This window comes from Desulfobotulus alkaliphilus (genome assembly GCF_007830435.1).
Taxonomy (GTDB): Bacteria; Desulfobacterota; Desulfobacteria; order Desulfobacterales; family ASO4-4; genus Desulfobotulus; species Desulfobotulus alkaliphilus.
Genome location: NZ_VLLC01000022.1, coordinates 7856 through 23172, shown reverse-complemented (window position 1 = coordinate 23172; position 15317 = coordinate 7856). Strand labels below are relative to the sequence as shown.

Genomic DNA, 15317 nt, shown 5'->3' with positions numbered 1-15317 from the left:
CTACAATCCTTGCCCTGCTGTTGCTGAGTTCGTCAGGGGGCCGCAGGAGAAACTGAGCTGTTATTCATACCGCCAAAACCAACATCGCCCATGGTAATATCTCCTACAGCCAGAACAGGATCATCACCAAAACCAAGCCCCTGCCCCTGTACCTCTTCATCGCCTGCCTGAAGAGCCAGTCCATAATATGTAAGATAATTCAGTTCCAACTCACTCAATGAGGGTACATAAATATCACCGGAAGCCACAAGAAAAGCCAGATCCGCAGAGCTTAAAGCCAGCACAGACTCCCGCTCAAAATCCTGTCCCAGGGATGTTTCAAGGGCAGCATCCAGAACATCGCCACTATTACCGCTAGCATTGTAAATGGAGGCAAAAATAAAAAGTCCCTGATAACCCAATTTGGAAGAAATATCCACAATATCTTCAATGGATACACCCGCAGTCAGGGCTTCTTTTACAGCCTGTTCATAACCGTCAGATTTAATCGTGGAAAAAAAATTCTGATGCCAGACCGTTGCAGCAAAAACAGATGAAACAAGGAAAAAAGATAAAACCATGGCAGCAACTATTCTCTTCATACATCCTCCTTTTATCTTCCAGCACCCGTCAGCACAGACTTGATGGTCCTGAAAATTAGGGTAAAATCCAACCACATCGACCAGTTATCAATGTAGTGCAAGTCCATCTTCATCCACTCATCAAAGCGGATATCATTTCTTTCAGGGGCAATCTGCCAGATACAGGTAAGACCCGGTTTCATGGAAAGCCTGCGCCGCTGCCAGATTTCATACTCTGCCACCTCATTGGGAAGGGGTGGTCTTGGGCCCACAAGGCTCATTTCTCCCCTTAAGATGTTGATGATCTGGGGCAACTCATCCAGGCTGGTTTTCCTTAAAAAAGTACCAACCCATGGAATGACCCTGGGGTCTTTTCTGATTTTAAAGGCCGGACCATCGGCCTCGTTCAGATCTTTAAGCTGCTCCAGCATTTTATCTGCATCAACCACCATGGTACGGAACTTATACACCTCAAAAACCCTGCCATGGAGCCCAATGCGTTTCTGTTTATAAAAAACCGGACCCTTTGAAAAGAGCTTAATGGCGGCGGCTGTCAGGATAAAAAAGGGCAGCAAGAGAGCAAAGGCCACAAGACAAAACACATAATCAAAAAAATATTTATAAACCAGCAGCCTGTCATTGTTGGTGATCATGTGCAGGGCCATGCTGGGTGTACCCAGAAAGGTCTCAAAACGGATGGTGGCCGTATCCGGTTTGTACATGAGGTAATGCAGCTGCCAGTCTGGAATAATCCGGCATTTTACCCCCATATCCTCTGCCATGGCAATATAGGCATCGGCATTATCTATTTTTTTAAGGGGCATGGCAAAAACCAGCTCATCCACCACCTCATTCTCAAGGATATTTTTCAGATCTTCTATGCAGCCCGTGACGCAGATATTGCCCACCACCTGCTTACCCATATAAGAATGATCCGTATCCAGACACCCAGAAATACGGTACCCTGCATCCTTTTTATCCAGAACGGAACGGATAAACTTTTCTGCACGGGTCCTGCTGCCCACCACAAGGATATTTTTATAATTATACCCCTTCCTGCGAATACGGGCTAAGGTGTAAAAAACGGAAACCTTGGAAAGGGTTAAAATCCCTACGTTAAGGGCAAGAAAAATCAGCATGAGGCTTCGGCTCAGATGCTCAATTTTTAAAAGATAAATCACAAGGGAAAAAACCATAAAGGAAAAGAGGATGGATTTATAAAGATTCAGTAGAATCGACAGCAGGTTTCTTTCCCGGAAAGGAGCATAGTTATTATTAAGATCAAAAACCAGATACCATATGGCAAGGATGATAAAAAAGACCATGCCATAATCCGGGTTGCGGGAAAGCCCACCGAGTACACCGGAAGAAGGGGCAATTTTTAAAAGGTAGGCAATACCAAAGGCAAGGGCTGTCAGAAAGAGATCCGTCAGTCTGTGAAGGCCGTTAAAGGCTCTGGCATTTTCCCTGAGCATAAATTTACTTACTCCCAATAGCCGATCTTTAAGTATAAAAATTCTCATAGCAGTAATTGGTGGCCTGAATATAGCCATCCACGGCACCACAATCAAAACGCCTGCCCTTAAACTTATAGGCAATAACACAACCGGATTTTGCCTGCTGCATCAGGGCATCGGTAATCTGGATTTCACCATTTTTACCGGGTGGCGTTTTCTCAAGAATATCGAAAATATCCGGGGTAAGAATATAACGCCCAATAATGGCAAGGTTGCTGGGGGCTGTTCCCGGTTCCGGCTTTTCCACCATGTCTTCCACGGACACCAGCCTGTCGGTCAGGGTCTTTCCGGCAATCACCCCATACTTATGGGTTTCACCCTCGGGAACCTCTTCCACGGCCACAATGGAGCAACGGAACTGCTTATACAGTGCCACCATCTGGGAAAGCACACCTTCTTCCGGATGGATGCACAGATCGTCGGCCAGCAATACGGCAAAGGGATTGTCTCCCACCAGAGCACGCCCCGTCAGAATGGCATGGCCCAGCCCCTTCATCTCCCGCTGACGGATATAGGTGAAGTTGGCTTTGTCAATGATGGCACGGATATCCGCCAGCAGTTCTTCTTTTCTGGTACCGGATATCTGGTGTTCCAGCTCATAGTTCATATCAAAATGATCCAGAATGGCATTTTTACCACGTCCGGTAACAATGCACATATCGGTCATGCATGCCTGAAGAGCCTCTTCCACACCATACTCAATGAGCGGTTTGTTGACAATGGGCATCATTTCCTTGGGCATGGCCTTGGTTGCTGGCAGAAAACGGGTGCCGTAACCTGCTGCCGGAAAAAGACATTTTTTAATCATGGGTATCCCCTTGGGTATGCACCTGCATCTGCTTGGTGTACCATGAACAATACAGACCTTTTTTCTCCATCAAGCTGTCATGGGTACCGGATTCAGCCACTTCACCTTTCTTTAGTACGATAATCTTATCGGCAGACTTTACGGTAGCAAAACGATGGCTGATGATGATTCCGGTCTTTCCTTTCAGAAGAGTTTTCATCTTCTGAAAAATAAGATATTCGCTTTCCACATCCATGGAACTGGCGGGTTCATCCAGAATCACGATGGGAGCTTCCTTTGCAAAAACCCTTGCGAGAGCCACTTTCTGCCACTCTCCCTGACTGATTTCCATGCCGTCATGGAACATTTTTCCCAGTACGGTATCATAACCACGGGGTAAACGGTTCACAAAGTCGTGGGCTCCTGCCTTCATGGCGGCGGCACGGATAAGGTATTGATCGGCCCTGTCAATATCAATATTTCCCAAACGGATATTTTCATTCACCGTAAAATGATATTTTGCAAAATCCTGCAGCATGACCGCCGTCTTTTTTCTGAATTCTGTGATTTTGTAGCATTTGAGATTCACGCTGTCAATTTCAATCTTTCCTTCCACAGGATCATAAAGCCGGGATAAAAGCCTTGCGATGGTTGACTTGCCAGCCCCGTTTTCTCCCAGAACGGCACATATTTCTCCTTTTTTGATTTCAAAGGAAATATTTTTTAAAACCTTTTCTTCTGAACCGGGATAGGCAAAACTCACATTGTCAAAAATGATACCACTTTTCAAAGAATCCGGAAATTCTGAAGGATTATCCACATCTTTTATTTCAGTCTGAAGATCCAGAAAATCATAGAAATATGAAATAAAAAGATTGTCTTCGTAAAGCCCTGCCAATCCTTCAAAAAAACCTTTCAGATGCGTCATGCCACGTTGAAAGGCCTGATAAAACATGACCATATCACCAATGGTCATTTTGCCAGTTCCCGCCTGATACACGGCATAGCCCATGGCCGTAAAAACGGCTGCAGCCGATAATGCTGCAGCAAGACCTTCGCACAGGTGCTGCTTTTTCTGGATACCGAGCTCTTCGATCCTCAATTTGCTTCTTATCTCTGAAAAAAGCCCTGAAAACCATCCGCCAAGGTTAAAAAGACGAATTTCTCTGGCATTGGGATAACCGGTCAGAAGCCAGCTCAGGTAACCGGCCTCCCGCTCCAGAGGGGTTTTTTTCTGGTACCACTTATAAAGAATACCAGAAAACATGAAACGAACAAAAAGCGACGGCAATACGGCCAGCACAAGTATCAGGGCAAAACCCCAGTGCAGAAACAAAAGAAGCCCACCTATGGCAAGGAGGGAAAAAAAGTTCTGAAAGACATTTGTCAGCCCGCTTACAATTTTTCCCGGCCTGTAGGGGCCTTCCTGCTGCGCCCTGTAAAGGGTATTGTAATATTTTGGATTTTCATAAAATGAAAGATCCAGTTCTACGGATTTTTTATGAAGTACGTCCAGAACATAGTCTGAAACCTTCATCCCCTGACTGGAAGCCAGATAGGCACTGAGGCTTGCCAGCAAATGCTGGGCAATGGCCACAAGCCCTGCAAGGACGACAAGATAAAATACCGGATAAAAATCTCCGCTGTCTCCGGACTGAACGACAAGGGTCAGGCCATCCACAATAAGCTTTATCAGATACAACCCTGCCAAAGGCAGCAGCCCTGATATCAGGGACAGGACAAGGGCAGCCAGACTGATCCAGGGAGCAGCTCTAAATACAAACAGAACGGCCCGATCAAGCCGGAGCATGAGACGGATCCTAATAAACCTTTTCAAATAGTCCTCTATAGCCTTAAAAAGGCTATTATTAAAAACAAAACAGTTTCAAAGCTAACACTAATCATTTCCGGGATTGAAAATACCCTAAAATACAATTCCTTATTTGTACTGCCGATATATATTTTTCATCATTTTCCTTCAAGCACTACGTAAACCATATAGCCTTATAAAACGGGAAAGAACCTAAGTATCTTGACTTCTTCTGCAAAACGCAATCCATCCACAACTTATATCTCCTCCCCCCCCCTCAGATCCAGACCCAGGCCCCAACTGAATAAACCTTGCATTTTTACAACCAAACAAAACAGCCTCTTCCGGGGTCCCTTTAACCAAAATGCTAAGAGCTGGTTTAATCCATTGTTTTTTCTCCACGCCAATACCTCCTATTTTATTTGTTTTTTAAAAAAATTTCAAACATATGACAAAAAAATTCAAAACATACTCGATAAAACCAATTCTTTTTCAATTACCTTCCAAAAAACCGAGGTTTTATCTATGCCTAACGGGAAAGATATCATCAGCAATTATCTCCTCAAAAACCATCACTCAATATTAAACACTTTTTTATCAGAGTAACATTTTTTTATATCTTTCCTTTGCAACACTACAGAAATAATCCACACAAGCATCCAGCTGCCCCATCTCTAAAAATGCATGGGCCGGACACCAGAGACAGAGATTAATGATACGGCATCTGCCGCAGTTTGCCATATATTCCGTTTTTGTCGTACGCATTGCCCTGATCTTTGGAACAAAATCATCCAAGGCATTTTTTATGGTTCCATTTTTTAAATCGTATAGCAGACCCGAACCATAAAGGGAAGCACAAAGCATAAAAAAACCCTCATGGTTCACATAAAACTCTGAGATACCAGCACCGCACCCGAACAAAAAGCCTTCAGGATTGTCCATATCTTCATTAAATACAAGCTTTTCACAATTTTTCTGTAAAGCATCATGCCTTGCACTATCGGAGTGCTCAAGGGCCACAATGGCCTCGGGGGAAAGCCTTTCCTCCCTGATTTCCTGATTTCTTTTTTCATCCCTGTCAAAACGCAGATGAATGAAAGGATCAAAGCGAAAAGGCTCGCTGCTGTGTGCCCTGCAAAAAGCGGCTATTTCCTGAAACTCATGGACATTGGATCTGATCATAACGGTCTTGAGACTCAGAGGTACCCCTGCGTCCAGAAGCAGGCGCACACCCCGCATAAAGGCCGCAAAAAGCTCCGGTTTTCCCGTAACAGCTCCGTAGGTTTTTTCCGTAACACCATAAACGGTAATTTCAAGGGCCCTTGGCGGATATTTTTTAAAAAGCTGCACATGCTTTTCGCTGATCAGGGTGGCATTGGTAAAAACACTTACAAAAATCCCTTTGCGCTTAATATACAGATAAATATCTTCAAAATCCTCCCGGAGCAGCGGCTCACCGCCGGTGATCAGACACCACATGGCCCCGAGTTCTGCGGCTTCATCAACTATTTTTTTTATGCCATCAAAATCAAGCTCCCTTTCCCTTGCCTGCCCGTCTCCTGCGGGCAGATTGATATAACAGTGCCTGCAGGCATTGTTGCACCTTGGAGTCAGCTCTAAGGTAAAGGATACAAGGCCCTGTTTCTTCCTTCTCTCCTCCCAGAGCCAGAAGTCGGGAAGTTTCTGCGGGGCTTCCATGTAAAGGGACATTGTTATTTCTCCAGCCAGCATAAAATTTTCCGCAAATAACTGACGCTCAGCCCATGAACCGCAAGCTGTTTTTCATCCGTCTCACCAAGGGGACAAACAGGGTGAGCACCCCAAAACGGGAAAGAAGGGCGATGAAAGAGCCGCCATACCAAACATTCTTCCCCCCTCTTTCCACCCGCACCACCCTGGCCATGATCTTTTTTTCTTCAAAAAAACCATCCCAATCCTTCCCGTTGTCGCCTTTGATCCAGAACCCAACACCCTTTTTTTTCGCAACAATCCTATGGATAACAAGATTGGGTGAATAAGGATTTTTAAAGGCAACCACATCGCCAACACCAGGCTTCTCTCCTTCCAGAGATGCGAGGGTCAGAATATCTCCATGCCTGATAACGGGAGACATGCTGAAACCCTTTGCCTGAAAACGGAAAAGGGCTTTATTTTCCAGAACAGCCGTCATCACTTCGAGAAGGGCTTCTCCGGAAAAGGACAGGGTTTCCGAACACTGCTCACCCATCTTTATGGATCATATTCAATTTTAACAGTTCTGTCAGAATACCCTGAATATCCTGTCTTATCTCTTCTTCTGAAGCATCGTATTCCTCTGCAAGGGATTTTGCCAGATCCACCACCCGTCTGCCGGGAGCCAGGCCCTCCCAGATGATATGGCCCGTTTCGTTGAGGGTATAAAGCTCATCCTCCATGCTACCAACACCCGATGCAATGGGCACCAGAATAAAGGCATCATCAATCTTTCTTGCCACCACATCCTCGGAAGGCAGGTAAACGGCATTCACATCAATTTCCATCACAAATCTTCCTCCATAAAAAGGAACATATCACCCATGGGTGACAAACCTGTCAAGCCTGACCTTCCAGTCTTTTACTTCCCATGCCCTTTCCTTATCACCCAAAAGACCAAGAAAGCGTGCCTTTGCATGGGCAAGTTCACAGCAGTATTCCACCGGCTCATCCAGAAGGCCATGTTCCATCCAGGATTTAGCCGGGCACTGATCACAGAAACCATGGAGAAAACACCCTGCACAGCGTTGCAGATATTTTCCATTGGTGGATATTTTTTCCCGCAGTTCAGGAAAAAAGACCTGCAGAGCCTGTTTAAAGGAACCCTTTTTTAAATCATACACCGATTCCGGGTGACGAAGAAGAAGACAGGGCTGAAAAAAGCCATAGGCATCCACACTCCCGCCCTTGCCGCAGCCACAGTTAAAGAGCCTGTCTCCGGCAGGCCCCATGAACTTCCGGGCAAATCGCCTGCTGTCTTTGATGTACGCATCTTTATATTTCTCCAGAGCCACTACAGATTCTTCAGGAGAAACCCGCAGGGATTTAATGAAGTCCACCTTGGCGGGCATATCCCTTCTCGCCCTCAGATCAAAATTCATGGAAAAAGCCGGTGGCGTATCTGCTGAAAGATCTTTTTCCACAAAATCCGCAAAGGCCTCCTTATCCGCTTCCCGGCCCTTAAAGTATATACTTTTCACATAAAAGGGAATCCCCTTTTTCCTTAACAGGCCAATGCCTGCCATGGCCTTTGCAAAGCTGCCTTTTACAAGGGATATGGCTTCATAGCTATCCGAAGTCATGCCGTAGAGGGTAACTTCCACAGGGCTGCCCGGTGGATATTTCACAAAGAGATCCGTGAGGGCTTCATCCATGAGGGTTGCATTGGTGAACAGGGTAACACGGATACCCTGCCTTCTCGTAAAAAGATATATTTCAGAAAAATCTTCCCGCAGAAGGGGTTCTCCTCCTGTAAAACGGATGGACATGCAACCAAGGCCTGCCGCATCTTTAACAATAGCCTTAATCTCATCTGTGGAGAGTTCCCTTACCTTCAGTTGGGCATCATTTTCCGGCTGATTGATATAGCAGTGGATACATCTGTTGTTACAGCGTTCCGTAAGTTCCATGTCAAGGTGGGGCAAAAGGCTGTTTTTTCCAGGCCAGGATGCAGAAGACCCCAGACTTTCCGTCTTCATATAATCAGATGCCATAAACCTACCACCTTGCTGGACAGAACTTGTTACGCATACAATAACTTCCGATATTAAATGCACCCGGCAACGGACCCCGACCCTTCTCCCAGTGGGAGAAGGGAGAAAAGCAGGTCTGTGGCCCACCATTTTCTCCATATTCCCACCCCGAATTTCTGAAATCCGACCTGTGGGTGAAGATAAGCCCAATGGAAGAAGGAGTCTTAAGCAGGCCTTGGTTTCATATAATAAAAACACCGGCCCAGTTCATACCAGCTTCCGGATATGCTGGTAGATATCTCCACTTTTATCAAATTTCAACCTGTAACAGGGAACAGAATCTACGATATCTTCGGCCAGATCCAGCATTTTCTCCCACCAGTCCCTTGTGACCATGGGCTTTATGAGAACGGCAAGGAAGCGTTGTATGGCATCCATGCGGGAATCTAAAGGAAGAATTGCATTGTCCGGTGACTGCTCAAGGAAAAAAAGGGCTTTCAGGGGAGCAGAGGCCGGAGAAACAATGGGCAAAGTACCATGGCTCCAGTTACCGTATATGTGGTATCTGTCATCGGATCTTTTTTTCCGGATAATCATTCTGTCGTCACAGAGGATTTCTGCCTTGTCCTGCAAAAGGGTGGCAATGGTGGATTTACCTGCACCGGAGTGCCCGGCAAAAAGAAAACCTGAGCCATCAAGCTTTATGCCATCTGAATGCAGAAAGCAGCCGTTACGGTCCGCAAGGACACGGGACAGAAAAATCTGATCCGTAGGTGCAAGGGTCAGAGACCCCATCCCGCCATTGAGCCAGGCCCGGCTGTTCAACTCTCCATTGTAGATATCTGCTTCCGTGTGGTCCCTATTGAAAATGGTGAGCTGACGGATTTCTTTTTTATCCGGATCAGGGCTGGTTTCAAGGATATACACCCACTGATCCCCATTTTTATAAATCACCCACGGTGATTTCTCATATACCTTTTTTTCAAAACCATGTGCATCCAGTTCTGGAATATGGAAGTGATGGCGCAGCACAACCTCGTCTTCCGCAGGCCCCCCTGTGTCCTCAAACAAGGCAAACTTCGGAGCAAAGGTTTTATCAGTAATTTCAAGTTCTGAATACAAGCGAATACGGATATCCCCTACACGGTAATTTTTCTGGTTCATCTCTGCCCTCCGGTACGGACGGAAGTCTTTGCAAAAAGTCGCTTTTGCGCATAGGCCACAGCAAGCCGAAAGGGCCTTATCCATCGGTAGAGGAAGGTAAGGCGATAAGGCAGCCTGAATAGATGCCATTCTTTACATGTTGGCGTAAAAATCAAGCGAAAAATGAAAGCCCCCCTCAATAAAACGCTGTCCTGCAAACGGATATGCGTTGTGGAAAACCTTGTATCGGAAAGATCATGTCTGTTTTCAATAAAATAAAGAACGCGACACACAAGTGTGTCGAAATAAGAATATCTGGCTGATTCTGAGGTAATATGCCCTGACAGATCAAGACCGAGTAGTCTATGGCACATATAAAGGGAAAAAAGAAAAATTTTCCTGCACTTCATGGAGGAAACGATTTCCAGCAGAGCGTCCAGCTCTTCTTCTGAAAACTTTTGATAATATATGGCAATGGCATAAAGCATTTCAAATCTCTCAAAACAATGCTTGGCCGAATGCAGACAGAGGTAGATGAAATCAATGGAGTCCGGGAGTTTATCTACCACCTTGCCCAGAACGGATGCCTTTTCTAGCCTTCCTGCATAATCTTCCAGTATCATTGGTTTTTTCGTGTATCTCCCTGAAAGTTCCCAGTGCAACTCCACAATGGTGTGGGACTTTGCATCATACAGCTTGAAATCATATTCCTGATTTGAAAACTTCTTCATCTCACGGGAACTCAGTTTCAGCTCAGGACTATACCCTGCCTTTTCCAGAATCTCCACAGCACTGAAAAGATCTTTTTCATAAATAAAAATATCCAGATCCGCAAAGGTTCTTTTTGCCACGTCTCCGTACAGGTATTCCGCGAGCAAAGGCCCCTTCACAGGTACGGCAACAATCCCTTCAGCCTGAAGCAGCCCGAGAATTTTAAGGAGTTTTATGGAAAGCTGAAAGGAGCGATTTTCATATCCTTTGAGCCTTACAGCGCATTTTTCCTTAGCCTCCATGTCTCCATACAAATCCATGCCCTCCAAAAGAGAGCTGCCCAAGAGAAAAAAAAGGCCCTGATCTTCCGCTTCGGCCATCAGCTCATCCCAGAAACCTTCGGGCAGACCGGATGGCCAGACAAATGACCGGCCATGCATCTGTGCTTTCAAGGCATCACAAAGAAGCTGATTTTTAAAGGACAAGTTCATACGATATCACCATACCCATCCGGATTCCCTGACTGCCAGCGCCAGGTGTCCTGCATCATATCCACAAGGTTTCTTTCGGCCTTCCATCCCAGTTCTTTTTGGGCTTTGGATGGATCTGCCCAGCAGGCAGCAATATCCCCCTGTCTTCGGGGCGCAAAGGTATGGGGAATTTTTTTGCCGGATGCGGCTTCAAAGGCAGAGATCATCTCCAGAACGGATGTTCCCCTGCCCGTACCAAGATTCCAGACACCAACGCCCTGCTGCTGGACAATGGCGCGCAGGGCCTTTACATGGCCCATAGCAAGGTCCATGACATGGATATAATCCCTCACACCCGTACCATCTGCCGTGGGATAGTCATTGCCGTAAACGGCCAGACGCTCAAGCCGCCCCACGGCTACCTGACTGATATAGGGCAGGAGATTATTGGGTATTCCTGCCGGGTCTTCACCGATAAGACCGCTTTCATGGGCACCCACAGGATTGAAATACCGCAGAAGGGCGATGGACCAGCGGGAATCGGAAAGGCTGAGATCTTTAAGAATCTCTTCCACCATCAGCTTGGACCGGCCATAGGGGTTGGAGGGCCTGCCTGTGGGGAAATCTTCACGGATGGGCATGGTATCCGGCTCTCCGTAAACCGTTGCGGAAGAACTGAACACAAGCTGGAAAACCCCGGCTTCTGCCATGGCCTGACACAGGACCAGCGTTCCGTACACATTGTTATCATAATAGGCAAGGGGCTTTTCCACACTCTCCCCCACAGCCTTAAGACCCGCAAAGTGAATCACCGCATGGATGCGGTGCTCTTCAAAAACCGATGCCAGAAGCTCCCTGTCCCGGACATCTCCCTCAACAAAGGATGCGGGCTTTCCCGTTATTTCAGCCACACGGACCAGAGACACGGGAGAACTGTTGGAAAAATTATCCAGCACAAGGACATCAAAACCACTTTGCCGAAGCGACACAAGGGTATGGGTGCCAATGTAGCCCGCACCACCCGTTACCAGTATTTTCATGCTTTTCCTGTTTTCATCCAGACTGTTTACGGTGTTTATATTTCAGGTATCAAAAAATTGCAACTACACTCTCAGCAAAAAGGCCTGTGTGCTTTCCCGATAAATATTCATAAAATCGACTTGTTTTTTATATATAGGACATGGTATCTATGAAAACAATATGCTTTAATATTCAGTTGATATATCAGCAAACATTTAACGATGCACACAGGACACAAACCATGAGCGAGATCCCCCCGGCAGGCGCTGAAAGGCGCAGGCACACGAGATTCAAAGCCCTTCCCAATGCGGTTGCCATTCTAAATTCCAATCCCATACGCATCGGGCAGGTTCTTGACATCAGCGATGCTGGCCTTTCATTTTCCTATGTATCCAATCTGCATTGGCCAGCCAAGTCTCCGCACACCAACGAAGCTCTCATACTGAGCTGCAAAAATCTCTACTTCCGGCTCCAGTCGCACCAGTATTCCATTGTTGCGGACCAGATTTTTGAACCGGTCATGTCCTTCTCCCATATTCCCATCCGCAGAATGTCTCTTTTATTATCCAACCTGAATCCAAAAGAGCTGGAGATGCTTAAAGAGTACCGCAGGGGCGCCTGAAAAACAGGCCAGCAGGCTTCTGCACATTGATCAGATCCTGTTTGTGGCCTGAGTGCCAGGCCGCAAAGCTGAGAAAAAAGGCGCATGTTTGCTATTACAGGATGTCGCTATAACCTGAGATCCGCCTCTTCCGCCGTCAGGACATACTTCAGATCATAGAGAACATGGTCTTCTTTTCCCATAGACCGGATGGCTGCCTCCCCCATCTCCCGGAACTGCTGATGGGCCACGGCCAGAATCACCCCATCATACCTGCCCTTTTCAGGGCTTTCCACAGGCCGGATGCCGTACTCTTCAAAGGCCTCTTCCGGATTCACCCAGGGATCATACACATCCACATCCACGCCGTAATCGGAAAGCTCCTGCATAATGTCCACGATGCGGGTGTTGCGCAGATCCGGGCAGTTTTCCTTGAAGGTCAGGCCCATGAGCAGAACACGGGAACCTGCCACATGGATACGTTTTTTCATCATGGCCTTTACAAGCTGGGAAGCCACATAGGGGCCCATGCCATCATTGATGCGCCTTCCCGCCAGAATCATGGCCGGATGATAGCCAATGGCCTGCGCCTTGTGGGTGAGATAATAGGGATCAACCCCAATGCAGTGCCCGCCCACCAAGCCGGGCCGGAAGGGAAGAAAGTTCCACTTGGTACCTGCGGCTTCCAGTACGGCTTGCGTATCTATCCCCATCTTATTGAAAATAAGGGCCAGCTCATTAATGAGAGCAATATTCACATCCCGCTGGGTATTTTCTATAACCTTGGCGGCCTCTGCCACCCTGATGCTGCTGGCCTTGTGGGTGCCTGCGGTGATAATTTCCCGGTAAAGGGCATCCACCAGTTCCGCCACTTCAGGCGTGGAGCCTGCCGTCACTTTTTTAATGGTACTTACCCGGTGTTCCTTGTCTCCGGGATTGATGCGCTCCGGGCTGTACCCTGCGTAAAAGTCTTGGTTGAACACAAGGCCGGAGACCCTTTCCAGCACAGGAACACAGACTTCTTCGGTGGCGCCGGGGTAAACGGTGGACTCATAAATGACAATATCATCTTTTTTGAGGATACGGCCTATGGCTTCACTGGCTTTGACCAGCGGGGTGAGGTCCGGATTTTTGTACTCATCTATGGGGGTTGGAACCGTCACAATAAAGACATTGCAGGTGCCAAGCTCCCTGGGATCTGCCGTGAAGGATAAAAGGCTGGCCTCAGCCATTTCATCTTCACTGACTTCAAGGGTATGATCTTTTCCGCTGCGCAGCTCTGCAATGCGCTTTTCATTGATATCAAAACCCAGAACACTTCTTTTTTTGCCGAATTCCACAGCAAGGGGCAGGCCCACATAGCCAAGGCCAACAATGGCCGGTTGTATATTTTCGAAGGTCAGCATTGTATCTCCTGGTCATTTTTTTGTAGGGGTACCCTTCACGGGTACCCGAAGGAAAACGAAAGCATCCGCAAGGCTCCCTCTGGTCTTATATTTACCCACAGGCCCTTGCTTTTCTCTCCTTGGGCAAGATTTCTTTATGGGACCCTCACCCCTACCCTCTCCCAGAGGGAGAGGGGGCCTTGAGGATGGATGTTTTCTCCCTTCTCCCACTGGGAGAAGGGCCAGGGATGAGGGCAAAAGAGCCTCGGGGTTCTCTCAAGTTAAAGGACCCGGCTCCCTTCTGGCAGGCGCAAGGCCTGCCCCTACACACCTTTTGTTACATACCACGGCATGGCTTCCAGAATGCCCTCCCGGATGGTAAAGGCAGGCCCATAGCCCAGAAGTTTACCTGCCTTTTCTATATCCGCCTGGGAATGGCGCACATCCCCTGCCCTGAAATCCCGATACACGGGCTTTTTATCATAATGAATGCCATTGGCCTTCAGGGCTTCTCTCAGATAAAGAAAAAGCTCATTCAGGGTGGTTCTGCCGCCTACGGCAACATTATACACCTGATTTGTTGCCTCATTCCCTGCCACTGCAGCCAGCAGATTGGCCTGCACCGCATTTTCAATGAAGCAGAAATCCCGGCTGGTTTCTCCGTCTCCGTTGATAAAAACCGTATCCCCTGCAATCATGGCCGCCGTCCATTTGGGGATTACAGCGGCATAGGCTCCGGCGGGGTCCTGACGTTTTCCAAAGATATTGAAATACCGGAGACCGATGGCATGAAAACCATAGCAGCGTGAAAAAACATCGGCGTACAGCTCGTTCACATATTTGGTGACAGCATAGGGAGACAGGGGCTTTCCAATGGTGTTCTCCACCTTGGGAAGCCCCGGATGATCTCCGTATGTGGAACTGGATGCGGCATAGGTAAAGCTTTTCACGCCCGCATCCCGTGCGGCCACAAGCATGTTCAGGAAACCATCGATGTTGGCCTTATTGGTTGTGAGGGGATCTTCAAGGGATCTGGGAACCGAGCCAAGGGCAGCCTGATGCAGCACATGGTCTATACCTTCGCAGGCCCTGCCACAGGTCTCCGGATCACAGATATCCCCTTCAATGAATGAAAAGGCCTGCCACTGGATATCTGAAACAGAAGACCGCACCTCATCCAGATTATAGCTGTGGCCTGTGGCAAAATTATCCAGACCAACAACCCTCTGATTGAGCTTTAAAAGGGTTTCAAGGAGGTTGGAGCCGATAAAACCCGCCACCCCCGTAATGAGCCAGGTGCGGGGGGAGGACACAAGTTTTTCCTTACAGGAACGATAGGGAGATGACATAATTACTCTTTTCATTTTCTAATTACCACTGCCTTTCAGCCATATGGACCTTAAGCAATGATACACGACCAGATTATACCTTTGCCTGCGGGCACCCGTAAAGGGTGCCCCTACACAAAACAGGGCCGTAAAACCATTCATGGGGCAGGCCTTGCGCCTGCAACTTCATCATAGGCTCCCCCTAGCTTCGAGGGCCTCAGCCAGCGGCTTTAGGGGGCTTCTCCCCCTGGCTTCGAGGGCCTCAGTCAGCGGCTTTGGGG

14 protein-coding genes are annotated in these 15317 nt (G+C 47.6%); 1 reads left to right on the top strand and 13 read right to left on the bottom strand.

From position 1 onward, the window contains the following. Positions 1-32: 32 nt before the first annotated feature. From LZ24_RS12610 to galE, 11 genes are all read right to left on the bottom strand, one after another. Positions 33-581, bottom strand: a complete 549-nt coding sequence (locus tag LZ24_RS12610; protein WP_144685669.1) for a hypothetical protein — start codon at positions 579-581, stop codon at positions 33-35. 11 nt (positions 582-592) lie between these two features. Next, on the bottom strand, positions 593-2035 hold the full coding sequence (locus LZ24_RS12605; RefSeq protein WP_186443126.1) for a sugar transferase: 1443 nt from the start codon (positions 2033-2035) through the stop codon (positions 593-595). Positions 2036-2063: 28 nt separating this feature from the next. Then, positions 2064-2885 carry a UTP--glucose-1-phosphate uridylyltransferase GalU gene (gene galU / locus LZ24_RS12600; RefSeq protein WP_144685667.1) on the bottom strand — a complete coding sequence of 274 codons (822 nt, stop codon included), beginning with the start codon at positions 2883-2885 and terminating at the stop codon, positions 2064-2066. Next, the gene (locus LZ24_RS12595; protein ID WP_144685666.1) at positions 2878-4674 is read right to left on the bottom strand and encodes an ABC transporter ATP-binding protein; all 1797 of its coding nucleotides are present in this window, start codon (positions 4672-4674) and stop codon (positions 2878-2880) included. Before LZ24_RS12595 ends, galU begins: the two co-directional genes overlap by 8 nt. A gap of 597 nt (positions 4675-5271) precedes the next feature. Further along, positions 5272-6384, bottom strand: a complete 1113-nt coding sequence (locus LZ24_RS12590) for a radical SAM protein (RefSeq protein WP_186443125.1) — start codon at positions 6382-6384, stop codon at positions 5272-5274. 46 nt (positions 6385-6430) lie between these two features. Further along, complete coding sequence (locus tag LZ24_RS12585; RefSeq protein ID WP_144685664.1) at positions 6431-6901, bottom strand: S24/S26 family peptidase; 471 nt, start codon at positions 6899-6901, stop codon at positions 6431-6433. Then, positions 6894-7193 (bottom strand): PqqD family protein, encoded by a 300-nt coding sequence (locus LZ24_RS12580; protein ID WP_246118595.1) that lies wholly within the window; start codon positions 7191-7193, stop codon positions 6894-6896. The genes LZ24_RS12585 and LZ24_RS12580 overlap by 8 nt, the downstream gene beginning before the upstream one ends. Before the next feature lie 30 nt (positions 7194-7223). Further along, positions 7224-8399, bottom strand: coding sequence for a radical SAM protein (locus tag LZ24_RS12575; protein ID WP_186443124.1), 1176 nt, complete (start codon positions 8397-8399; stop codon positions 7224-7226). A gap of 246 nt (positions 8400-8645) precedes the next feature. Next, positions 8646-9542 (bottom strand): hypothetical protein, encoded by an 897-nt coding sequence (locus LZ24_RS12570; protein WP_144685661.1) that lies wholly within the window; start codon positions 9540-9542, stop codon positions 8646-8648. Continuing rightward, positions 9539-10723, bottom strand: coding sequence for a nucleotidyltransferase family protein (locus LZ24_RS12565; RefSeq protein WP_144685660.1), 1185 nt, complete (start codon positions 10721-10723; stop codon positions 9539-9541). The genes LZ24_RS12570 and LZ24_RS12565 overlap by 4 nt, the downstream gene beginning before the upstream one ends. Continuing rightward, the gene (gene galE, locus LZ24_RS12560; RefSeq protein WP_144685659.1) at positions 10720-11742 is read right to left on the bottom strand and encodes a UDP-glucose 4-epimerase GalE; all 1023 of its coding nucleotides are present in this window, start codon (positions 11740-11742) and stop codon (positions 10720-10722) included. Before galE ends, LZ24_RS12565 begins: the two co-directional genes overlap by 4 nt. 221 nt (positions 11743-11963) lie before the next feature. Here galE and LZ24_RS12555 point away from each other — a divergent pair, with 221 nt between their 5' ends. Continuing rightward, positions 11964-12344, top strand: coding sequence for a hypothetical protein (locus tag LZ24_RS12555; RefSeq protein WP_144685658.1), 381 nt, complete (start codon positions 11964-11966; stop codon positions 12342-12344). 107 nt (positions 12345-12451) lie between these two features. Here the strand turns inward: LZ24_RS12555 and tviB are convergent, their stop codons facing one another. After that, positions 12452-13729: a Vi polysaccharide biosynthesis UDP-N-acetylglucosamine C-6 dehydrogenase TviB gene (tviB, locus tag LZ24_RS12550; protein ID WP_144685657.1), complete on the bottom strand. Its 1278-nt coding sequence runs from the start codon at positions 13727-13729 to the stop codon at positions 12452-12454. 302 nt (positions 13730-14031) lie between these two features. Then, positions 14032-15057 carry an NAD-dependent epimerase/dehydratase family protein gene (locus LZ24_RS12545; RefSeq protein ID WP_144685656.1) on the bottom strand — a complete coding sequence of 342 codons (1026 nt, stop codon included), beginning with the start codon at positions 15055-15057 and terminating at the stop codon, positions 14032-14034. Positions 15058-15317: the final 260 nt, after the last annotated feature.